This window comes from Streptomyces sp. Je 1-4 4N24, assembly GCF_026239515.1.
GTDB classification, from domain to species: Bacteria; Actinomycetota; Actinomycetes; order Streptomycetales; family Streptomycetaceae; genus Streptomyces; species Streptomyces nigrescens.
In genome coordinates, this window is sequence record NZ_CP110836.1 from 7,304,283 (window position 1) to 7,326,008 (window position 21,726).

Annotated in this window: 19 protein-coding genes; 16 read left to right on the top strand and 3 right to left on the bottom strand. The window is 72.4% G+C overall.

Annotated elements, in window-relative coordinates:
• Positions 1-30: 30 nt before the first annotated feature.
• The 4 genes from SLV14N_RS31880 to SLV14N_RS31895 all read left to right on the top strand — a co-directional run bounded on the left by SLV14N_RS31880 (position 31) and on the right by SLV14N_RS31895 (position 5,027).
• Entirely contained in the window at positions 31-1,398 is a 1,368-nt protein-coding gene (locus SLV14N_RS31880) for a glutamine synthetase family protein (protein ID WP_208685738.1), read from the top strand.
• A gap of 10 nt (positions 1,399-1,408) precedes the next feature.
• Positions 1,409-2,773, top strand: a complete 1,365-nt coding sequence (locus SLV14N_RS31885; protein WP_208685740.1) for an aldehyde dehydrogenase — start codon at positions 1,409-1,411, stop codon at positions 2,771-2,773.
• 85 nt (positions 2,774-2,858) lie between these two features.
• Complete coding sequence (locus SLV14N_RS31890; protein ID WP_018087741.1) at positions 2,859-3,644, top strand: 3-oxoacyl-ACP reductase; 786 nt, start codon at positions 2,859-2,861, stop codon at positions 3,642-3,644.
• 111 nt (positions 3,645-3,755) lie between these two features.
• A complete protein-coding gene (locus SLV14N_RS31895; protein WP_263272094.1) occupies positions 3,756-5,027 on the top strand; it encodes a haloacid dehalogenase-like hydrolase in 1,272 nt (423 codons plus the stop codon).
• 18 nt (positions 5,028-5,045) lie between these two features.
• Here SLV14N_RS31895 and SLV14N_RS31900 read toward each other — a convergent pair whose 3' ends face one another.
• Positions 5,046-6,344: an amino acid deaminase/aldolase gene (locus tag SLV14N_RS31900; RefSeq protein WP_263272095.1), complete on the bottom strand. Its 1,299-nt coding sequence runs from the start codon at positions 6,342-6,344 to the stop codon at positions 5,046-5,048.
• Between the two features lie 202 nt (positions 6,345-6,546).
• On the opposite strand from SLV14N_RS31900, the gene SLV14N_RS31905 reads away from it, so the two are divergent.
• The 4 genes from SLV14N_RS31905 to SLV14N_RS31920 all read left to right on the top strand — a co-directional run bounded on the left by SLV14N_RS31905 (position 6,547) and on the right by SLV14N_RS31920 (position 10,741).
• Positions 6,547-7,866: a hypothetical protein gene (locus tag SLV14N_RS31905; protein ID WP_263272097.1), complete on the top strand. Its 1,320-nt coding sequence runs from the start codon at positions 6,547-6,549 to the stop codon at positions 7,864-7,866.
• Positions 7,863-9,032, top strand: a complete 1,170-nt coding sequence (gene mycP / locus SLV14N_RS31910) for a type VII secretion-associated serine protease mycosin (protein ID WP_208685746.1) — start codon at positions 7,863-7,865, stop codon at positions 9,030-9,032. The genes SLV14N_RS31905 and mycP overlap by 4 nt, the downstream gene beginning before the upstream one ends.
• A 91-nt stretch (positions 9,033-9,123) precedes the next feature.
• Complete coding sequence (locus SLV14N_RS31915) at positions 9,124-9,855, top strand: SseB family protein (protein WP_263272099.1); 732 nt, start codon at positions 9,124-9,126, stop codon at positions 9,853-9,855.
• A 115-nt stretch (positions 9,856-9,970) separates the two neighbouring features.
• Complete coding sequence (locus tag SLV14N_RS31920) at positions 9,971-10,741, top strand: MIP family channel protein (RefSeq protein ID WP_208685750.1); 771 nt, start codon at positions 9,971-9,973, stop codon at positions 10,739-10,741.
• Positions 10,742-10,831: 90 nt separating this feature from the next.
• On the opposite strand, the gene SLV14N_RS31925 is transcribed toward SLV14N_RS31920, so the two are convergent.
• Positions 10,832-11,212 (bottom strand): DUF1844 domain-containing protein, encoded by a 381-nt coding sequence (locus SLV14N_RS31925; protein WP_018087734.1) that lies wholly within the window; start codon positions 11,210-11,212, stop codon positions 10,832-10,834.
• 402 nt (positions 11,213-11,614) lie between these two features.
• Between SLV14N_RS31925 and infC the strand changes: the two genes are divergently transcribed.
• The 8 genes from infC (at position 11,615) to SLV14N_RS31965 (ending at position 20,741) form a co-directional block, all read left to right on the top strand.
• Positions 11,615-12,256: a translation initiation factor IF-3 gene (gene infC, locus SLV14N_RS31930; RefSeq protein ID WP_127150014.1), complete on the top strand. Its 642-nt coding sequence runs from the start codon at positions 11,615-11,617 to the stop codon at positions 12,254-12,256.
• 124 nt (positions 12,257-12,380) lie between these two features.
• Positions 12,381-12,575, top strand: a complete 195-nt coding sequence (gene rpmI / locus SLV14N_RS31935) for a 50S ribosomal protein L35 (protein ID WP_016576627.1) — start codon at positions 12,381-12,383, stop codon at positions 12,573-12,575.
• A gap of 104 nt (positions 12,576-12,679) precedes the next feature.
• A complete protein-coding gene (rplT, locus tag SLV14N_RS31940) occupies positions 12,680-13,063 on the top strand; it encodes a 50S ribosomal protein L20 (RefSeq protein WP_018087732.1) in 384 nt (127 codons plus the stop codon).
• Positions 13,064-13,196: 133 nt separating this feature from the next.
• Positions 13,197-14,051 (top strand): RNA methyltransferase, encoded by an 855-nt coding sequence (locus tag SLV14N_RS31945; RefSeq protein ID WP_208688196.1) that lies wholly within the window; start codon positions 13,197-13,199, stop codon positions 14,049-14,051.
• An 83-nt stretch (positions 14,052-14,134) separates the two neighbouring features.
• Positions 14,135-15,295, top strand: coding sequence for an ATP-binding protein (locus tag SLV14N_RS31950; RefSeq protein WP_263272104.1), 1,161 nt, complete (start codon positions 14,135-14,137; stop codon positions 15,293-15,295).
• A gap of 190 nt (positions 15,296-15,485) precedes the next feature.
• Positions 15,486-16,637: a phenylalanine--tRNA ligase subunit alpha gene (gene pheS / locus SLV14N_RS31955; protein ID WP_263272106.1), complete on the top strand. Its 1,152-nt coding sequence runs from the start codon at positions 15,486-15,488 to the stop codon at positions 16,635-16,637.
• Entirely contained in the window at positions 16,637-19,189 is a 2,553-nt protein-coding gene (pheT, locus tag SLV14N_RS31960; RefSeq protein WP_263272108.1) for a phenylalanine--tRNA ligase subunit beta, read from the top strand. Before pheS ends, pheT begins: the two co-directional genes overlap by 1 nt.
• A 337-nt stretch (positions 19,190-19,526) precedes the next feature.
• Positions 19,527-20,741 (top strand): PP2C family protein-serine/threonine phosphatase, encoded by a 1,215-nt coding sequence (locus SLV14N_RS31965; RefSeq protein ID WP_263272110.1) that lies wholly within the window; start codon positions 19,527-19,529, stop codon positions 20,739-20,741.
• Here the strand turns inward: SLV14N_RS31965 and SLV14N_RS31970 are convergent.
• Entirely contained in the window at positions 20,722-21,654 is a 933-nt protein-coding gene (locus SLV14N_RS31970) for an oxidoreductase (RefSeq protein WP_208685759.1), read from the bottom strand. The genes SLV14N_RS31965 and SLV14N_RS31970 overlap by 20 nt on opposite strands.
• Positions 21,655-21,726 lie beyond the last annotated feature (72 nt).

A 21,726-nucleotide genomic window follows, 5' to 3' on the forward strand; every position in this document is an offset into this window, starting at 1 on the left:
CCTCCGGATGCAGTGACAGGAGGCAACACCGTGGCAGACCGCACGCCCCCACTCTCCGTCGAGGAGCTCAGAGTCCTCGTCGACGCCGGGGAGATCGACACTGTCGTCCTCGCCTTCACCGATATGCAAGGCAGGCTCCAGGGCAAGCGGTTCGCGGCCCGATACTTCCTCGACACCGTCCTCGAACACGGTACGGAGGGCTGCAACTACCTCCTCGCCGTCGATGTCGACCTCAACACCGTCGAGGGCTACGCCATGTCCTCCTGGGAGCGCGGCTACGGCGACTTCGCCATGCACGCCGACCCCGGCACCCTGCGCCGCACCCCCTGGAACGCCGGCACCGCGCTGATCACCGCCGACCTCGCCTGGCACGACGGCTCCCCGGTCGTCGCCTCGCCCCGGCAGATCCTGCGCCGCCAGCTCGACCGGCTCGCCGAGCGCGGCTGGAGCGCCTACGCCGGCACCGAGCTGGAGTTCATGCTCTTCAAGGACACCTACGAAGACGCCTGGGCCCGCGGCTACCGCGAGATGAACCCCGCCAACCAGTACAACGGCGACTACTCCGTCCTCGGCACCGGCCGTGTCGAACCCGTGCTGCGCCGTATCCGCAACGAGATGGGCGCGGCCGGTATGACCGTCGAGTCCGCCAAGGGCGAGTGCAACCTCGGCCAGCACGAGATCGTGTTCGTCTACGACGAGGCGCTCACCACCTGCGACCAGCACAGCATCTACAAGACCGGTGCCAAGGAGATCGCCGCGCAGGAGGGCATGTCGCTCACCTTCATGGCGAAGTACGACGAGCGCGAGGGCAACTCCTGTCATATCCACCTCTCGCTCCAGGACGCGGAGGGGCGGCCGGTACTGGCCGACGACGACGGCCCGTACGGGATGTCGAAGACCATGCGGCACTTCCTGGCCGGCCAGGTCGCCGCGATGCGTGACTTCACGCTCCTGTACGCGCCCAACATCAACTCCTACAAGCGCTTCCGCCCCGGCTCCTTCGCGCCCACCGCCGTCGCCTGGGGGCCCGACAACCGCACCTGCGCCCTGCGGGTGGTCGGCCACGGCCGCGCCCACCGCCTGGAGAACCGCCTGCCCGGCGGCGATGTGAACCCCTACCTCGCGGTCGCCGGCATGGTCGCGGCCGGCCTGTACGGCATAGAGCACGAGCTGGAACTCCCCGAGGCGACCACCGGCAACGCCTACACCGGCGACGCCGCCCATGTCCCCACGACACTGCGCGAGGCCGCCGAGCTGTGGGAGAAGAGCCCGATCGCCCGCGCGGCGTTCGGCGACGAGGTCGTCGACCACTACCGCCACATGGCACGCGTCGAGCAGAACGCCTACGACGCCGCCGTCACGGACTGGGAGCGCTTCCGCTCCTTCGAGCGCATGTAAGGAACCACCCGTGTTGCACGAGCTGAAGATCATCGATCCGGCCACCGAGGAAGTGGTGGCCACCGTTCCCACCACCTCCCCCGAAGAGGTCGACGCCGCGGTCCGGCGGGCAGCCGGAGCCCAGGAGGCCTGGGCCGCGGTGGCACCCGGCGACCGGGCCCGCATCCTGCGCCGCTTCGCCGAGGTCGTCGACGCGCACATCGATCCGCTCGCCGAGCTCGAACTCAAGGAAGCCGGGCATCCGCTGGGCAACGCCCGCTGGGAAGCGGGCAACGTCCGCGATCTGCTGCACTACGCCGCCGGGGGAGTGGAGCGCCTGACCGGCACCCAGATCCCGGTGGCGGGCGGACTGAACATCACCATCCAGGAGCCGCTCGGCGTCGTCGCCGTCATCGCCCCCTGGAACTTCCCGATGCCGATCGCCGCCTGGGGCACCGCCCCCGCGCTCGCGGCCGGCAACGCGGTCCTCCTCAAGCCCGCCGAGACCACTCCGCTCACCGCGCTCCGGCTCGCCGAGCTGGCCCTGGAGGCCGGGCTCCCCGAGGGCCTCTTCCAGGTCCTGCCCGGCGAGGGGCCGGTCACCGGCACCGCGCTGGTCGACCACCCCGGCGTCGCCAAGGTCGTCTTCACCGGCTCCACCACCACCGGCCGGCAGATCGCCGCCCGCTGCGCGGCACAGACCAAGCGGCTCACCCTCGAACTCGGCGGCAAGAGCCCCAACATCGTCTTCGCCGACGCGGACGTCGAGGCCGCCGCGGCCGCCGCCCCCGGCTCCTTCCTCGACAACACCGGCCAGGACTGCTGCGCCCGCAGCCGCATCCTCGTCCAGCGCTCCGTGTACGACCGCTTCATGGAGCTGCTGGAGCCCGCCGTCAAGGCGTTCACGGTCGGCGACCCGGCCGATCCCGCGACGCAGATGGGGCCGCTGATCTCCGCCGCCCAGCGCGAGCGGGTGCGGTCCTACGTCCCCGAGGACGCCCCGGCCGCCATCCGCGGCGAGGCACCCACCGGCAAGGGCTTCTGGTACCCGGCCACCGTCCTGGAGGGCCGCCCCGACGACCGTACGGCCGTCGAGGAGATCTTCGGCCCGGTCGCGGTCGTCCTCCCCTTCGACGACGAGGCCGACGCGGTCCGGATCGCCAATGACTCCGACTACGGGCTCTCCGGCTCGCTGTGGACCCGTGACGTCGGCCGGGCGCTGCGGGTCTCGCGCGCCGTCGCGGCCGGCAACCTCTCCGTCAACTCCCACAGCAGTGTGCGCTATTGGACCCCCTTCGGCGGGTTCAAGCAGTCCGGACTCGGCCGCGAGCTCGGCCCGGACGCACTGACCGCCTTCACCGAGACCAAGAACGTCTTCATCAGCACCGAGGGCTGACTTCCCGGGGACACCCCCGGACCCCAGCCGTCCGGGCGCGAGCCCGGACAGCGTGCCCAGCCATCCCCAGAGAAAGGCCCCCGAAGTGACCGACCAGACCGCAGTGTGCCGCCGCCTCGTCGGCCGTACCGCCGTGATCACCGGAGCCGGCAGCGGCATCGGCCTGGCCACCGCCCGCCGACTGTCTTCCGAAGGCGCCAACGTCGTCTGCGCCGACATCGACGAGGTGGCGGGCAAGGCCGCCGCCGAAGAGGTGGGCGGCACCTACGTCCAGGTCGATGTGACCGACTCCGAGCAGGTCGAGGCGCTCTACAAGACCGCCTTCGACACCTATGGCTCGGTCGATATCGCCTTCAACAACGCCGGTATCTCCCCGCCCGACGACGACTCGATCCTCACCACCGGGCTGGACGCCTGGAAGCGCGTGCAGGAGGTCAACCTCACCTCGGTCTACCTCTGCTGCAAGCACGCGCTGCCCTATATGCAGCGCCAGGGCCGCGGCTCGATCATCAACACCGCGTCCTTCGTGGCCGTCATGGGCGCCGCCACCTCCCAGATCAGCTACACCGCCTCCAAGGGCGGCGTGCTGTCCATGTCCCGCGAACTGGGCGTGCAGTTCGCCCGCGAGGGCATCCGGGTCAACGCCCTGTGCCCGGGGCCGGTGAACACCCCGCTGTTGAAGGAGCTGTTCGCCAAGGACCCCGAGCGCGCCGCGCGCCGCCTGGTGCACGTCCCCGTCGGCCGGTTCGCCGAACCCGAGGAGATCGCCTCCGCGGTCGCCTTCCTCGCCAGCGACGACTCCTCGTTCGTCAACGCCGCCGAGTTCCTGGTCGACGGCGGTATCGCGGGCGCCTACGTCACCCCGCTGTAACCACCCGCTGTTCACTTCCGTATAACTGCCATGACGGCCGGGCGTCGCTCGACGCCCGGCCGTGCTGCGTACCGTCCGCCCTCGGTTCTTCGTACGACAGGAGTGTGATCCATGCTCAGCAAGCGTCGCTGGCTGGCGGCGGGTGCCGCCCTCGCGGTCGCGGGAGGAGGCCTCACGGCCGCCCAGACGGCCACCGCGGGCCCGGCCCCGCGCAAGTGCCCCACCCTCAAGGTCTCCAAGGGCTGGTACGGGAAGAACCGCGCCGCGCTGCAGAAGATGATCGATGAGCGCGGGTCCTGCGCCGGATCCGGTGGCGCGCGGCCGGTGGCGACGTTCGACTGGGACAACACCGTCGTGAAGAACGACGTCTCCGACGCCACGCTCGCGTGGGCACTGCGGCACGACAAGGTGCTCCAGCCCAAGAGCTGGAAGGCCACCAACAAGTGGCTGACCGCGGACGCCCACCGTGCGCTCACCAAGGCCTGCGGCACCTCCGTGCCGGCCGGCCGGCCGCTGCCCACCTCCAAGAACACCGCCTGCACCGACGAGATCCTCGACATCTACCAGGACGCCGAGACCTCCACCGGCAAGAAGGCGTTCACCGGCACCTGGAACCACCGCCGCACCGTCCCCGAGTACGTCTGGATCACCCAGCTGTTCGCCGGGCACAGCCCCGCCACGCTGACCTCCTACGCCCGGCAGGCGCGCGCGGAGAACCTCAAGGCGCCCATCGGCACCGAACAGACCGTGGGCACCCACAAGATGGCGGGCTACATCCGCTACTACGTCCAGCAGAAGGACCTGATCCGCACGCTCAAGGCCGCCGGCTTCGACGTGTACATCGTCTCCGCGTCCGCCGAGCCGATCGTCCGGGCCTGGGCGCCCGGCGTGGGCCTCGACCGCGACCATGTCATCGGCATCCGCAACCTCGTCGACGACGGCCGGCTCACCACCGGCGTCCAGGGCTGCGGCGACGTCAAGGCCACCCACGGCGAGGTCCTGACGTACATGGACGGCAAGCGCTGCTGGATCAACCAGGAGATCTACGGTGTCAAGGGCGCCAAGGCCTGGCAGCAGCAGGACCGGGCGCACCGCCCCGCCTTCGCGGCCGGTGACGCCGAGACCGATGTCACCTTCGTCGGCGACGCCACCGGGGCCCATCTGGTGCTCAACCGCAACAAGGCAGAGTTCATGTGCCGGGCGTACGACAACAGCGACCACCGCTGGCTGGTCAACCCGATGTTCATCGAGCCGAACAAGCGCCAGGCCGACCCGTACCCGTGCGCGACCACCGGCTACACCCGGCCGGACGGCACCCTGGGCCCGGTCCGCCGCGCCGACGGCAGCATCGTGCCCGACCAGCAGGACCGCATCCACGGCTGACGGGAAGGGGGCGCGCCTTCACAGGAAGGCGTGCCCCTCCCCGCGGTAGGTCGGCACCGTGTCCACCACCCGGTCCCCGTCGATCAGGTGCAGCTCGCTGAACCGCTCGCACAGTTCACCGGCCTTCGCATGCCGGAACCACACCTTGTCGCCGATCCGCAGCCCGTCCGCGGCCGGCCCCAGCAGCGGGGTCTGCACCTCACCGGGGCCCTCCTGCGGGTCGTAGCGCAGCCCGGCCGGCAGATACGGCACCGGCAGCCGGTCCGGGCCCGCCACCCCCGACGCCGGATAGCCGCCGCCCAGCACCGTCACCACCCCGCGTCCCGGCCGGCGCACCACCGGCTGGGCGAACAGCGCCGCCGGACGCCCGCTGAACGAACGGAAGTTGTCGAACAGCCGCGGCACATACAGCCCCGACCCGGCCGCGATCTCGGTGACCGCAGCCTCGGCCGCGGTGTGCTGCACGCTGCCGGTCCCGCCGCCGTTGACGAACTCCAGCCGCGGCGCCACCGCCCGCACCGCCCGTACGGCCTCCCAGCGCCGCCGCGCCAGCTCCTTGCGCGCCGCCGCCTGCATCACCCGGATCGTCCGCGAGAACACCGGCCTGCCGTCGACCTCGTCGCCGACACCCGCCACATGCCCCTCGTACGCCATCAGCCCCACCAGCCGGAACCCGGGGCGGCGCACCACCGACCGGGCCAGCGCGGCCAGTTGGGCGGGCGACCGCAGCGGGGAACGGCGGGCACCGACCCGCACCCTGCCGCCCAACAGCCGGTAGGAGGTGTCCAGTTCCAGGCACACCCGCACCTCCTCACCCGCCCCGCCGGCCGGCCGCGCCGCATCGATCAGATCCAGCTGCACCGGGTCGTCGACCATCACCGTCACCGCGGCCGCGAGTTGGGGACCGGCGGTCAGCTCGGCGAAGCCCGCCCGGTCCGCCGACGGATACGCCAGCAGGACGTCCGGGAAGCCCGAGCGCGCCAGCCACAGCGACTCGGCGAGCGTGAAGCTCATGATCCCCGCGAAGCCGTCCCGCGCCAGCACCCGCTCCAGCAGCGCCCGGCAGCGCACCGACTTGCTCGCCACCCGGATCGGCTTCCCCTTCGAGCGGCGCACCAGATCGTCGGCGTTGGCGTCGAAGGCCCGCAGGTCGACGACGGCCAGCGGCGCGTCGAGGGATGCGGTGGCCCGGTCGAACGGGGTCGCCCCTGCGCATGGGGGTCCCCCCTGTTCGGGCGGAGTCGAGAACTCGGGGGAAGGGGGGAGCGCCCGGGGGAGGGCTTTGTCGCCCTCTGCGTCGCTTGTGTACTGGGGCATGGCCGCAGCCTGCCAGACCCCGCTACCACTGGGTAGGGGAGAGATTGCGACAGAGCGGACAGGGGTTGGAGCACCGGCTGTACCAGCCCTTAGAGTGGCTCGACGCCGCAACCAGCAGGTCAGCGGCGTGTTGTCCGGATACGAACCACCGTGCCCCGATTGCGGATCGGGCCGGGGGTCAGCGGTGCAAGGGGGAGCGCGGGTGAGCACCGACGCCGAATTCGCCGATGCCCGGCACAGTCCACCCATACCCCCGCAGCCGCCCCGGCGGCCCGTCCCGTCCGGGACACCGGGGCCGGACGGGGACCCGCAGACGGCCGTGCTGCGCCGGATCCCCGCCGAGCCGCCGGTACCGGCTCCCGGGGCGCCCGCCACCGGACACCCCGTCCCGCCGCGCCCCACCGTCCCGCCGCCCGCCGCTGGTGCTCAGCCGCCGCCCCGCCCGGACCGTGCCCCCGGCCCCCCGGCCCCCGCCGCACCGGCCGCCCCCACCCCGCCGCCGCCCGCCGGCCGCCCTGACGCCTTCCGCGACACCGCCGCCTTCCATCTGGCCAACAGTCAGAAGCTGTGGAGCGACTCCCGCGAACGCGGCGCCGGCAGCGGGACCGGCGCCCCGCCGACCCCCGGCAGCGAGCCGACCGGGCCCGCGGCCGGGCGTCCGCCCCAGCCGCCCTGGCCCCCAACCGCCGCTCCTCACCGGGGAGTTGTGCCCGCCCCGGGCGCGCCGGCGATGCCCCGGCACCCGTCCGGCCGCCGTCCCGGTCCCCGGCTGCTCGGCGCCGTGGCCTGCCTCGTCCTCGGCATCGGCCTCATCGGCGGTGCCGCGGCCGGGAGCTGGCTCAGCGACGAGGCCGACGCCGCCCCGCCCACCGCCGCGGCCACCTTCGCCAAGGGCCGCGACGTCTGGCACAACACCCCTGCCGACCGGCTCTTCCCCCGCACCGTCAACGGCCTGGGTGTCGGACCCGGCGGCGCCGACCGGACCTGGACCCGGATCGCCGTCGCCCCGGACAGCGGCTGCGGCGGCGCCTACGACCCGAAGCTCGCCGCTGCGCTCACCCGGGCCGGCTGCACCCGGCTGCTGCGCGCCACGTACGCCGACGCCACCCGGACGAGCGTCATCACGGTCGGGGCGCAGATCACCAAGACCGACCAACCCGGGATGAGGGCCCTCAACACCCGCTTCAGCACCAAGAGTCTGGGCACCCGCACCGACCTGCTGCCGCTGCCGTACGCCGCCAAGGGCACCCCGGCCGAGGACTTCGGGCGCGCCCAGCGGGCCAGCTGGACCGTCCGGATCCTGACCGACATCCCGGTCGTCGTCTACGCCGTCTCCGGCTTCGCCGACGGCCGTACCGTCGCCGAGCCGCAGCCCGCCGAGGAGGCGGTCCGGCCCGGCGCCACCACCGCCCCGGCCGAATCCGGCCTGGGCCACGACGCGAAGGGCCTGGCGGACCGCGTCGGGACGGACTTCCGCAAGGCGGCCGGCAGCCCCACGCAGACGACGGAGGCCTCGTCATGACGCACACCGTGCTGCGCGGCACCGCCCTCGCCCTGGCCTCCGCGGCGCTCGCCGTACTGCCCGCCGTCCCGGCACGGGCCGACGCCCTCCGTGCCCAGCAGTGGGCCCTCCAGGCCGTCCACGCCCAGCAGGCCTGGCGCACCACCAAGGGCGAGGGCGTCACCGTCGCGGTCCTGGACACCGGTGTGGACGCCAACCACCCCGACCTCGAAGGACAGGTCGAGCCCGAACGGGACCTGGTGGGCTTCGGGGCCGGCCCCGGGGACGCCGCCTGGGCCCGGCACGGCACCGGAATGGCCAGCATCATCGCAGGTCACGGCCATGGCACGGACCGCGAGGACGGAGTGCTGGGAATCGCCCCGGCCGCAAGGATCCTGCCGGTCCGGGTGATCCTGGAGGACAACGACGGGCAGCGCGCACGGGCCCGTACGGAGAAGGCGGGCGCGCTCGCCGACGGCATCCGCTGGGCCGCCGACCACGGCGCCGACGTGATCAATATGTCGCTGGGCGACGACAGTGAATCCGCCCACCCCGAGCCCCGCGAGGACGCCGCCATCCAGTACGCCCTCGGCAAGGGCATCCCCGTCGTGGCCTCCGCGGGCAACGGCGGCCTCAAGGGCAACCGCGTCTCCTACCCCGCCGCCTATCCGGGCGTCATCACGGCCACCGCCGTCACCCACCTGGGGGGCCGCGCCCGGTTCTCCACCCGCCACTGGTACGCCACGGTCAGCGCGCCCGGCAACGACATCATCATGGCCGACCCCGAGAGCGACTATCTGTCCGGCTGGGGCACCAGCCCCGCCGCCGCCTTCGTCTCCGGCGCCATCGCCCTGATCCGCTCCGCGCACCCCGACCTGAGCCCGGCCCAGATCCGCCGGCTGCTCACCTCCACCGCGCAGGACAGCCCCGAGGGCGGCCGCGACGACGACTACGGCGCGGGCCTGATCGACCCTGCCGCCGCTCTGGAGGCGGCGGCGGACCTCCGGCCCACTCCGCAGAAGCCGTCCCCCGCCGCCTACGGCGACCGCTACTTCGGCCCCGGACCCACCGAGGACGCAGCCGCGGACACCGCCACTCACTGGCTCCCGTGGACCGCCGGCGGCGCGGGCCTGGTCCTCCTCGCGGCCGCCGCCGTCCTCTGGCGCAGCCGCTCCCACGACCACTGACCGCACGCCGCCCACCGGCCCCGCAGGCCCGTCGCACCCCCACGGCCCCGCACCCGGTGACGCCGGAAACCCACCCGATACGCTCAGGCGCGTGCAGAAGAACATTCCCGACCCCGGTTTCGCCGACGACGACGGCTCCGCCGACCCGGCAGTGGCCGCGGCCCTGGCGGCCTACGACCGGGACCGGAGCGCCGAGCCTCAGCTGCTGTCGGCGCTGGCCGGCGCACGCGTCCTGGTACCCGTGGTGGCCGTCCTCGGCGACGTCGAGACCGGACCCGACGGCCTGCGCCGGGAGAAGTCCAGCGACATGGCCGTGCCCACCCTCCAGGCCCCGGACGGCCGCCGCGCCCTCCCCGCCTTCACCTCCATGGAGACCCTCCGGCGCTGGCGTGCCGATGCCCGCCCCGTCGCGGTCCCGCTGCCGCAGGCGCTGCTGGCCGCCTCCCACGAGAAGGCCGACACCGTGGTCGTCGACCTGGCGGGCCCGGTCACCTACCAGCTCACCGGCCCCGCCCTGCGTGCGCTCGCCGAGGGCCGCACCAGCACCGACCCGCTCGCGGACCCGGCCGTCACCGAGGCCCTGCGCACTCTGCTCGACGCCGAGCCCGGTGTGCTCGTCGCCCGCCTCGCGCCGTCCGACGAAACCGACGCCACCCTCGCCCTCGGCCTCGCGCCCGACGCCCCGACCGCCGAGGTCGCCCAGCGGCTGGCCCGGGCCCTGGCCACCGACGAGGTTCTGCGCGCCCGGCTCGTCAGGGGCCTGGACCTGGCCCTTCTGCCGCCCGGCGGCAGGACGGCCGAGGAGCCGTTCTACCGGCGCTGACACCCACGGCCGGGGCCCGGGGCCCCCGGCCGGTCCCCCTTTCGCCAACGGGCGGGTTCGTCTCCAGGGCCGCACAATGCGAGGAGAGCTCAAGATCCACGCGAGGAGAGCCCCCATGGAGAAAACGGAGATCTCGGCGGTATTGACCCGCACGGTCGTATCCGAGTTCCTCGGCACCCTGCTCCTGGTGTTCTTCGCCGTCGGCTCGGCAGTGCTGGCGGGCGAATACATCGGCACCTTCGGCATCGCCCTGGCCTTCGGCTTCACCATGGTGGCGCTGGCCTACGCCCTCGGCCCGATCTCGGGCTGCCACTTCAACCCCGCGGTGACCCTGGGCATGCTGCTGGCCCGCCGGATCAGCCTGCGGACGGCCACCGAGTACTGGATCGCCCAGGTGGTCGGCGCCATCGCCGGCGCGGCCCTGCTCTTCCTGGTCGCCAAGCAGATCCCGGGCCTGCAGACCCATGCGTCCTTCGGCACGAACGGCTGGGGCGACCGCTCGGCGGTCCACCTCAACCTCGGCGGTGCCTTCGTCGCCGAGATACTGATGACCTTCCTGCTGGTCTACGTATGGCTGTCGGTCACCCACAAGGTGGCCGTGATCGGCTTCAACGGAATGGCGATCGGTCTGGCCCTGGCCGCCGTCCACCTCATCGGCGTCCCGCTGGACGGCACCTCCGTGAACCCGGCGCGCTCCATCGGCCCGGCGCTGTTCGCGGGCGGCGGGGCCATCGCCCAGCTGTGGCTCTTCATCGTCGCGCCACTGATCGGCGCCGCCATCGCGGCGGTGGTGCACCAGATCACCCACCCGCCGCACGAGCCGGTCCTCGTCGCCGATGAGGCGATGCCCCCCGAGCCCGCGACGGGGCCCGACGACGGGCCCTGAGGACAGCGCTCACCCGCCCTCTACGCAGAAGAGCCCCGGCCGTATCCCCGGCCGGGGCTCATCATGCGTGTGCGGCGGTCCGCCGCCGGATCAGCCGTGGACCGGGCCGGTGTACTTCTCCCCGGGGCCCTGGCCCGGCTCGTCCGGCACGACCGAGGCCTCACGGAACGCCAGCTGCAGCGACTTCAGGCCGTCCCGCAGCGGCGCCGCGTGGTACGAGCCGATCTCGGTGGCGCTGGCGGTGACCAGCCCGGCCAGCGCCTGGATGAGCTTGCGCGCCTCGTCGAGGTCCTTGTGCGCCGCGCCCTCCTCGGCGAGCCCGAGGTTGACCGCCGCCGAACTCATCAGATGCACCGCGACCGTGGTGATCACCTCGACCGCCGGTACCTCCGCGATATCACGGGTCATGGCGTCGAAGTCGGGATTCGCCGCGTGCGCTGCGTCGGGCTGCTGCGGGGTCTGGTCACTCATGTCTTCGGGCTTCTTCCTGCTGAGGGGTCGGCTCCAGCCTATGGGCAGCGCCTGCGGACCCCGCGTCCGGGAGTGTCATCCTGGTCACGGAGCAGGCCGGTGCCTGCACAGAAGTGGGTGCCACCCCTTGACTCGTGTATTCTGGTGTTCCGACCGGCCGGACACGCATGTGACCGGCCCACAAGTGGAGGCTCCGATCTCCCACCCGACCGACCTCACGGTTGGCGGGTCAACGGTCCGGCTGCGCCCCGCGGAGACTTCGCGACGGTGCTCCAGATCTATGTGGAGCCCCGCCTGTGTCCCGTCCGGGGCATTTTTCATGTACCGGCGCGGTAGGTCACAACGAAAAGACGTTACGCGGCAGTCCGCCAGGCCGTCGCGTGGTGCTACCGAGGAGGATCCATCAGCGCCGAGCCCCGCATCAACGACCGGATTCGCGTTCCCGAAGTGCGACTTGTCGGTCCCAGCGGCGAGCAGGTCGGGATTGTTCCGCTTGCCAAGGCCCTTGAGCTTGCTCAGGAGTACGACCTCGACCTGGTCGAGGTGGCGGCGAACGCTCGCCCGCCCGTCTGCAAGCTCATGGACTACGGGAAGTTCAAGTACGAGTCGGCCATGAAGGCCCGTGAGGCGCGCAAGAACCAGGCGCACACGGTCATCAAGGAGATGAAGCTCCGGCCGAAGATCGACCCGCACGACTACGACACCAAGAAGGGTCACGTCGTCCGGTTCCTCAAGCAGGGTGACAAGGTCAAGATCACGATCATGTTCCGTGGTCGCGAGCAGTCCCGCCCCGAGCTGGGCTTCCGGCTGCTGCAGCGGCTCGCGTCCGACGTGGAGGACCTCGGCTTCATCGAGTCGAATCCGAAGCAGGACGGCCGAAACATGATCATGGTCCTCGGTCCGCACAAGAAGAAGACCGAGGCGATGGCCGAGGCCCGCGAGGCGCAGGCCGCCCGCAAGGCGGAGCGCCAGGGTGGAGTTCCCGCGGACGAGTCCGTGGAGGAGCCCGCCGAGGAGCCCACCGAGGAGCACGCCCAGGCGTGATCCCCGAGGCGTGAGCCCCGGTTCGCGCCGGGGCACCCCGCCCCGGACATCAATCGATACACATGACGCTCCCGCTCGCCGGTTCGTGCCTGCGGGAGCGCCACTGACGAGGAGAGAACGGCGCATGCCGAAGAACAAGACGCACAGCGGTGCCAGCAAGCGCTTCAAGGTCACCGGCTCCGGCAAGGTGCTGCGTGAGCGCGCCGGCAAGCGCCACCTGCTCGAGCACAAGTCGTCCCGCGTGACGCGTCGCCTCACCGGCAACGCCGAGATGGCCCCGGGCGACGCCGCGAAGATCAAGAAGCTTCTCGGCAAGTGAGCCGCCGCGCCCCACTGACTGGAGGGGGCGCGCGACTCGGACCGGGACTCAATCGATTCGGGCCGTGTGACGACAACCACGGCCCCGCTACAAGGAGTTAACAAGTGGCACGCGTCAAGCGGGCAGTCAACGCCCACAAGAAGCGCCGGGCGATCCTCGAGCAGGCCAGCGGCTACCGTGGCCAGCGCTCCCGCCTGTACCGCAAGGCGAAGGAGCAGGTCACCCACTCCCTCGTCTACAACTACAACGACCGCAAGAAGCGCAAGGGCGACTTCCGTCAGCTGTGGATCCAGCGCATCAACGCCGCTGCCCGCGCCAACGGCATGACCTACAACCGCTTCATCCAGGGTCTGAAGGCCGCCAACATCGAGGTGGACCGCAAGATCCTGGCCGACCTCGCGGTCAACGACGCCAACGCGTTCGCCGCGCTCGTCGAGGCCTCGCAGAAGGCGCTCCCGAGCGACGTCAACGCCCCGAAGGCTGCCTGAACTTCAGCCTGACGACGTGGTGACGGACCCGCAGGCCCCGGCCTGCGGGTCCGCCGCTTTTCCGGACCCGGCCACGTCCGTGCGGACGGACCGGGACCCCTACGCACCGAACAACAGAAGCGAGCCGCCGCCCATGGGCACCCCCGAGCTGATCTCCCCGCGTTCCCCGCGTGTCACCGCCGCCCGGCGGCTGGCCCGCCGCGCCTTCCGCGGCAAGGAGCGCCGGTTCATCGCCGAGGGCCCGCAGGCCGTACGGGAGGCCATCGCGCACCGCACGGGTGGTGTGCCCACGCTCATCGAGCTGTTCGCCACCGTCGAGGCCGCCGAGCGGCACGCCGAGATCGTCGAGGCGGCCCGCGCGGCCGGGGTGCGGGTCCACTACGCCGACGACAGGACCGTCGCCGACATCTCCCAGACCGTCACCCCGCAGGGGCTGCTCGGCGTCTGCGGGTTCCTCGACTCGCCGTTCGAGGAAATCCTCGCCGCCCGCCCGCAGTTGATCGCGGTGCTCGCCAACGTCCGTGACCCCGGCAACGCCGGCACCGTGCTGCGCTGCGCGGACGCCGCGGGCGCGGACGCCGTCGTGCTGACCGACGCCTCCGTGGACCTGTACAACCCCAAGTCCGTACGCGCCTCGGTCGGTTCGCTCTTCCACCTCCCGGTCGCGGTGGGCGTCCCGGTCGAGCGGGTGGTGAGCGGACTGCAGTCCGCCGGTGTACGGATCCTCGCCGCCGACGGAGCGGGCGACCGTGACCTGGACGCCGAGCTGGACACCGGCTCCATGGGCGGGCCCACCGCCTGGGTCTTCGGCAACGAGGCCTGGGGCCTGCCGGAGGAGACCCGGGCGCTCGCGGACGCCGTGGTGCGGGTCCCGATCCACGGCAGGGCGGAGAGCCTCAACCTCGCGACGGCCGCCGCGGTCTGCCTCTACGCCTCCGCCCGCGCCCAGCGCAGCCCCGGTGGCTGCCGCGCCGTGTCACCCGCCTGAGGGGTGTCCCCCGGATCTTCGGGGCACTTCCGGTGTGAGCTAGTAGGCTTGCGTGCTCGGGGGCCCGGAAGGGGGTAACGGGGATGAGTGTGAGGACTTCCGGCACCACAGTCACCGCTGACGGCCGCCGGTCCGACGGACCGGCGCGCGGGCCGCTGCCCGCTCAGGCCGGGGGACCGGACGCCCTGGGGAGCGGTCTCGGCCTGGACCCCGACGATCTGCCCGACGGCCTGGTCGTCGCCGATGAGACCGGCCGGGTGATCTGCTTCAACGCCGCCGCGGCCAAGATCACCCACATCGCTCCCGAGGACGCGCTCGGCCGCCCCCTCGAACACGCCCTGCCGCTGCAGGACATCGAGGGCCGCCGCTGGTGGCGGCTCACCGACCCCTACGGCGGGCTCGCGATCCGCCGCGGCCAGCCCGAGCGCAATCTGCTGCTCGGCGGCCGCGAGGTGCTGGTCTCCGCCCGCTACGTCCGCAGCCGCCCGACCGGGCCCGTCCAGCGGCTGGTGATCGCGCTGCGCGGCACCGAGGCCCGGCGCCGTACGGAGCTCAGCCACGCCGAGCTGATCGCCACCGTCGCCCATGAACTGCGCTCGCCGCTGACCTCGGTCAAGGGCTTCACCGCCACCCTCCTCCAGAAGTGGGAGCGCTTCACCGACGACCAGAAGCGGCTGATGCTGGAGACGGTGGACGCCGACGCCAACCGCGTCACCCGGCTGATCGCCGAGCTGCTGGACATCTCCCGGATCGATTCGGGGCGGCTGGAGGTGCGCCGCCAGCGGGTCGACATGAGCGCCGCGGTCCGCCGGCACGTCCAGGCGCAGACCACCGCCGGCCAGCGCCCGGACCGCTTCCTGATCCGGATGCTGGAACCGCTGCCCGATCTGTGGGCGGACCCGGACAAGGTCGACCAGGTCCTGGGCAACCTGCTGGAAAATGCGGTGCGCCACGGCGAGGGAACCGTCACCATCGAGGTCGGACCGGTATCGGATGCGACCAGCACGGAGGGGACGAGCGTCACCGTGAGCGACGAGGGGCCGGGCATCCCGGAGGAATCGATGAGCCGCGTCTTCACCCGCTTCTGGCGGGGCAGCAAGCGCGGCGGCACCGGCCTGGGCCTCTACATCGTCAAGGGCATCGTCGAGGCCCACGGCGGGACGATCACGGTCGGCCGGGCGCCGGCCGGCGGCGCACAGTTCCGATTTAGCCTGCCCGTCGCGACGCCGGCCTTCATGGCCTGAGCACTCCGCGGCGGGCGCCCCGCGGGGGCGTGGACCGGCCGCGCGGCCCGTCCCCCTTAGACTTGACCTTTGGCACCTTTGGCGCACAGGCATCGCGGGCACAGCGCGGGCTCGGCATCCGACCTTTGTGATCGAAGAGCCGAGGCGAAGCGAGCCAAGCCAAGCCAGTCCACCGGAAGCACGGGAAGAGATGTCCGCACCCAATAAGTCGTACGACCCTGTCGAGGTCGAAGCCCTGAAACCGGAAGAGATCGCCGCACGGCTGGACGAGGCGCTGGCCGCCATCGCCGCCGCGGCCGATCTCGAGGAGCTGCGTGAGGTGAAGGTCGCGCACACCGGCGACCGCTCGCCGCTCGCGCTCGCCAACCGTGAGATCGGCGCCCTGCCCCCGCACGCCAAGGCGGACGCAGGCAAGCGCGTCGGCCAGGCCCGTGGCCGGGTGAACCAGGCGCTCAAGGCCCGCCAGGAGGAGCTGGAGACGGAGCGCGACGCGCGGGTGCTGGTCGAGGAGGCAGTGGACGTCACACTGCCCTACGACCGCACCCCGGCCGGCGCCCGGCACCCGCTCACCACCTTCATGGAGCGGGTCGCGGACGTCTTCGTGGCCATGGGCTACGAGGTCGCCGAGGGCCCCGAGGTCGAGGCGGAGTGGTTCAACTTCGACGCCCTCAACTTCGTGCCCGACCACCCGGCGCGCCAGATGCAGGACACCTTCTTCGTCCAGGGTGGGGGCACCTCCCCGACGGAGTCTGGGGGAGGCACCGAGGGCGATGAGTCCGGTGTCGTGCTGCGCACCCACACCTCGCCGGTCCAGGCCCGTACGCTCGTCGACCGCGAGCCGCCGGTCTATGTCGTCTGCCCGGGGCGGGTCTACCGCACCGACGAGCTGGACGCCACGCACTCCCCGGTCTTCCACCAGATCGAGCTGCTCGCCGTCGACGAGGGCCTGACCATGGCCGACCTCAAGGGCACGCTCGACCACATGGTCCGGGCGCTGTTCGGCCCCGACATGAAGACCCGGCTGCGGCCGAACTACTTCCCGTTCACCGAGCCGTCCGCCGAGATGGACATGGTCTGCTACGTCTGCCGTGGCGAGTCCGTGGGCAACCCCGACCGCCCCTGCCGCACCTGCTCCAGCGAGGGCTGGATCGAGCTCGGCGGCTGCGGAATGGTCAACCCCAAGGTGCTCATCGCCTGCGGCGTCGACCCCGAGAAGTACAGCGGCTTCGCCTTCGGGTTCGGCATCGACCGGATGCTGATGTTCCGGCACAACGTGGAAGACATGCGTGACATGTTCGAAGGCGACGTCCGGTTCACCCGGCCGTTCGGGATGGAGATCTGATGCGGGTCCCGCTTTCTTGGCTGCGGGAGTACGTCGACCTGCCGGCGACGGAGACCGGCCGTGACGTACAGGCCAAGCTCATTGCCGTCGGCCTGGAGGTCGAGACCGTCGAGCGCCTCGGCGAGGGCCTCAAGGGCCCGCTCGTCGTCGGCCAGGTGCTGACCATCGAGGAGCTGGAGGGCTTCAAGAAGCCGATCCGCTTCTGCACGGTGGACGTCGGCCAGGCCAACGGCACGGGCGAGCCGCAGGAAATCGTCTGTGGCGCGCGGAACTTCTCCGTCGGCGACAAGGTCGTGGTCGTCCTCCCCGGCGCCGTGCTGCCCGGCGACTTCAAGATCGCCGCGCGCAAGACGTACGGCAAGAAGTCGCACGGCATGATCTGCTCCGGCGACGAGCTGGGCATGGGCGACTGGGGGTCCCCCCAGACGGAGTCTGGGGGAGGTACGCACGGCATCATCGTGCTGCCGCCCGAGTACGAGGTCGGCACCGACGCGATCGAGCTGCTGGAGCTCGTCGACGAGGTGCTGGACATCGCCGTCACCCCGGACCGCGGCTACTGCCTGTCGATGCGCGGTGTCGCCCGTGAGACCGCCACCGCCTACGGGCTGCCGCTGCGCGACCCGGCGCTGCTGGACGTGCCGCCGCCGAACTCCGCCGGCTACCCCGTCCAGGTCTCCGACCCCCTCGGCTGCGACCGCTTCACCGCCCGTACGGTCACCGGTCTGGAGCCCGGCGCGCGCACCCCGCTGTGGATGCAGCGCCGGCTGCAGAAGGCCGGGATGCGTCCGGTCTCGCTGGCCGTCGACATCACCAACTACGTGATGCTGGAGCTCGGCCAGCCGCTGCACGCCTACGACCGCACCAGTGTGGACGGCCCGATCGGCGTCCGCCGGGCGAGCGCGGGAGAGCAGCTGACCACCCTGGACGGCACCAAGCGGGTGCTGGACGCCGCGGACCTGGTCATCACCGACAACCGCGGCCCGATCGGCCTCGCGGGCGTCATGGGCGGCGCCAACACCGAGATCGCGGCCCCGGTCACGGAGGACGGGACCGGTCAGCCGCAGGGCACCACCGACGTCGTGATCGAGGCCGCGCACTTCGACGCGCTGTCCATCGCCCGTACGGCCCGCCGGCACAAGCTGTCCTCGGAGGCCGCCAAGCGCTTCGAGCGCGGGGTGGACCCGGAGGCCGCGTCCGCCGCGGCCCAGCGCACCGTCGACCTGCTGGTGCTGCTCGCGGGCGGTACCGCCGAGGACGGCGTCACCGAGGTCGTCACGCCCCGCGGGCCGCGCACGATCACCCTCTCCGCCGGCCACCCGGACAAGGTCGCCGGTGTCGACTACGGCCGGGAGACCGTCGTCCGCCGCCTCCAGCAGGTCGGCTGTGACGTCTACGGCCAGGACGAGCTGGTCGTGACCGTGCCGTCCTGGCGGCCGGACCTCAGTGAGCCGAACGACCTGGCCGAAGAGGTCATCCGGCTGGAGGGCTACGAGAACCTGCCCTCCACCCTCCCGAAGCCGCCGGCCGGCCGGGGGCTGACCGAGCGTCAGCGGCTGTACCGCCGGGTCGGCCGTGCGCTGGCCGGTGCGGGCTATGTCGAGGCGCTGAACTACCCGTTCACCGGCTCGCACGTGCTCGACCAGCTCGGGATCGAGGCGGACGACCCGCGCCGTGCGGCTGTCACCCTCGTCAACCCGCTCTCCGACGAGGAGCCCGACCTCCGTACGACGCTGATCCCGGGTCTGCTGAACGCGCTGCGCCGCAACTACGGGCGGGGCACCCACGATCTGGCGCTCTTCGAGACCGGACCGGTCTTCCGGGCGACCGGCGACGAGAAGCCGGCCAGCCGGCTGGTCGTCGACCGCCGGCCGACCGATGACGAGATCGCCTCGCTGGACGCCTCGCTCCCGCAGCAGCCGCGGCGCGCCGCCGTGGTGCTCGCCGGCGGCCGTGAGCAGGACGGCTGGTGGGGCGGCGGCCGCCCCGCGATCTGGGCGGACGCCATCGAGGCGGGCCGTACCGTCGCACGGGAGGCGGGTGTGGAGCTGATCATCCGCCAGGACCAGCACGCCCCCTTCCACCCGGGCCGCTGTGCGGCGCTGCTCGCCCTCGTCGACGGTGAGGAGATCCTCGTCGGCAACGCCGGTGAGCTGCACCCGCGGGTCATCAAGACGCTGGCCCTGCCGGAGCGCACCTGCGCGATGGAGATCGACCTGGACCGGCTGGAGCGGGCCGGTACCGGACCGCTGCGCGCCCCGAAGATCTCGGCCTTCCCGGTCGCGACCCAGGACGTCGCCCTCGTGGTCGACGCCGGTGTCCCGACGGCGGAGGTCGAGGGCGCGCTGCACGACGGTGCGGGTGAACTGCTGGAGTCGCTGCGGCTGTTCGACGTCTTCACCGGCGAGCAGATCGGCGCGGGCAAGAAGTCGCTGGCGTATGCGCTGCGCTTCCGCGCCGCCGACCGGACGCTGACCGCCGAGGAGGCCTCGGCGGCCCGTGACGCGGCGGTCGCGGCGGCCGTGGAGCGGACGGGGGCGGTGCTGCGCGGCTGAGCGTGGGCGTTGCCTGCGACCGCGCGACGGCGTGCTTGACGGGGTGAGGGCGTGGACGGTGTGCACCGTCCACGCCCTCACCCCTTTCGGTGTGCGGCGGGCGGGAATTGTGGGGCCAGTGGGGCGGGGCGGGTGTGCGTGGGGCGGCTGCGGTTTCCAGGGCGACGATCAGATCCGTACACCATCACTCCATCGGGTGATGATGTACGTATCGTCGTCGGATGGACACGGAACGTCGCGAGAATCGACCGGGTCGGCAGGGCCCGTGTGACCGCGGCAGCGGGCCGGGCCGACCCGCTCACTACCTGGGGGACCACCGGCTAGGGGGACCAGCTGCATGATCCGAAACCGGGCGAGGGGCGGAGCGCGCGCCGGGGCGGCAAACGCCCGGCGGGCCTTCGTCTTCGTCCTGCCCGGGCTCTGGGTGCTCGGCGTGGTGGCCTGGGAGCTGAGCCACCCGACCAGTGGCCATTTGCTGCAACTCCTCGCCGCCGCGCCCGCCATCGCCTGCGCGGGCACCGGCCGCCGCCAGTGCGTGCTGCTCGGCGGGGTGTGCGCGCTGCTCGCACTGGTGCCGTTCGGCGAGGGCGAGCCCGGGGCCGGGCCGGCCACGCGCATGATGACCTGCGGTGCGATCCTCGCGGTGATCTGTGCCAGCTATCTGACGGCCGGGCGGCGGCTGCGGCTGCTGGGGGAGCTGGAGCGCACCCGTGAGGTCGCCGCCGCCGCGCAGCGGGTGCTGCTGCGGCCGTTGCCACGGCGGATCGACGGGGTGCTGCTGGCGGCCGACCATCTCTCCGCGAGTGAGGGGGCCGTGGTCGGCGGGGACCTGTACGAGGTCGTGGGGACCCGGCACGGGGTCCGGGCGGTGATCGGGGATGTGCGCGGGCACGGGCTGGACGCCATGGGCACGGTCGCGGCGATGCTCGGCAGCTTCCGCGAAGTGGTGCACGACGAGCCCGAACTGGGGGAGGTGCTGCGCCGGTTGGAGCGGTCGCACCAGCGGCATCTGCGGGAGCGGGCGCACACCGGGCGGCCGGCGGCCAAGGGGGAGCCGGGGAGCCCGCTCGCCGAGGAGTTCGTGACGCTGCTGCTTGTGGAGGTGGCCCGGGACGGGTCCGTCACGGCGCTCAACTGCGGGCATCCGTGGCCCTATCGGATCGCCTGCCGGGCGGTCGCGCCGGTCGCCCCCGCCGATCCGATGCCGCCGCTGGGGCTGTTCCCGTTGCCGGAGGAGCTGTCCGCGGTGCGCTGTGGGCGGCTGCGGCCCGGTGAGGGGCTGTTTCTGCACACCGACGGGGCGGCCGATGCGCGGGACGCGGCGGGGGAGTTCTTTCCGCTGACCCAGGAGCTGCGCAGCAGTGTCGAGGCGGCCGCGGCCCCGTGCGGACCCTCACCGGCGGGGGTGGTCGGGGGCGTACGGAAGGCGTTGCTGCGGCATGCGGGCGGACGGCTGACGGACGATGTGGCGCTGCTGATGCTGAGCAACGACCGGGTGCGGGTGCCGGTGCAGGCGGCCGGCACCGCCCCGCCTACCGTGCGCCTTCCGTGACCTCCCGGCCGATCGGCGACGGGAAGGTGACGCCGGTCAGCTCCTCGGAGGCCTGCCACAGGCGCCGGGCGCTCTCCGGGTCGCAGGCCGCGGCCGTCCTGCCGACCAGCGTCGGTGCGCCACGCATCTCGCCGAGCCCGTCCGGGCCGAGGTAGGAGGCGCCCGGCAGGTCCTGGGTGGCGGCGTAGAGCGTGGGGAGGGCGCCGGCCTTGTTGTCCTGGGCGACCAACCGGTTGCCGACCCGCATCACCGCGCGCCGCAGCGCGCTGGCGTCGGCACCCTGGAGGTTGGTGGCGGCCCAGCCCGGGTGTGCGGCGAGGGCGCGCAGCGGCGATCCCGCGGCGGCGAGACGGCGTTGCAGCTCCAGGGTGAACAGCAGGTTGGCCAGCTTGGACTGGCTGTAGGCGGTGACGGGGCGGTAGGCGCCGGTCAGGTTCAGGTCGTCGAAGTGGATGTGGTTGCCGGGCAGCCGGTGGGCGCCGGACGACACGGTCACCACACGGTCGGTGAGGTGCGGCAGCAGCAGGTTGGTCAGCGCGAAGTGGCCGAGGTGGTTGGTGCCGAACTGCGTCTCGAAGCCGTCCTTCGTCCGGGACTCCGGGATGTTCATGACTCCGGCGTTGTTGATCAGCAGATCGACCGGGTCCTGCCAGGCGGCGGCGAACGCGCGGACGGAGGCGAGGTCGGCCAGGTCGAGACGGCGGACTTCGACGGTGCCGCGGGCGCCCCGCACGGTGGCGGCGGCGGACTCGCCGCGCTGGAGGTCCCGTACGGCGAGGACGACATGAGCGCCCGCTCGGGCGAGGGCGTCGACGGTGGCGATGCCCAGTCCGCTGTTGGCGCCGGTCACGATGGCGGTGCGGCCGGTCTGGTCGGGAATGTCGGTGGTGTTCCACTTCGGGGTGTGCGTCATGGCTTCAATGTAGGCAATGCCAACAATGATGTCAATGACAACAATGTAGCCAGTGAATACATGGGGGATAGG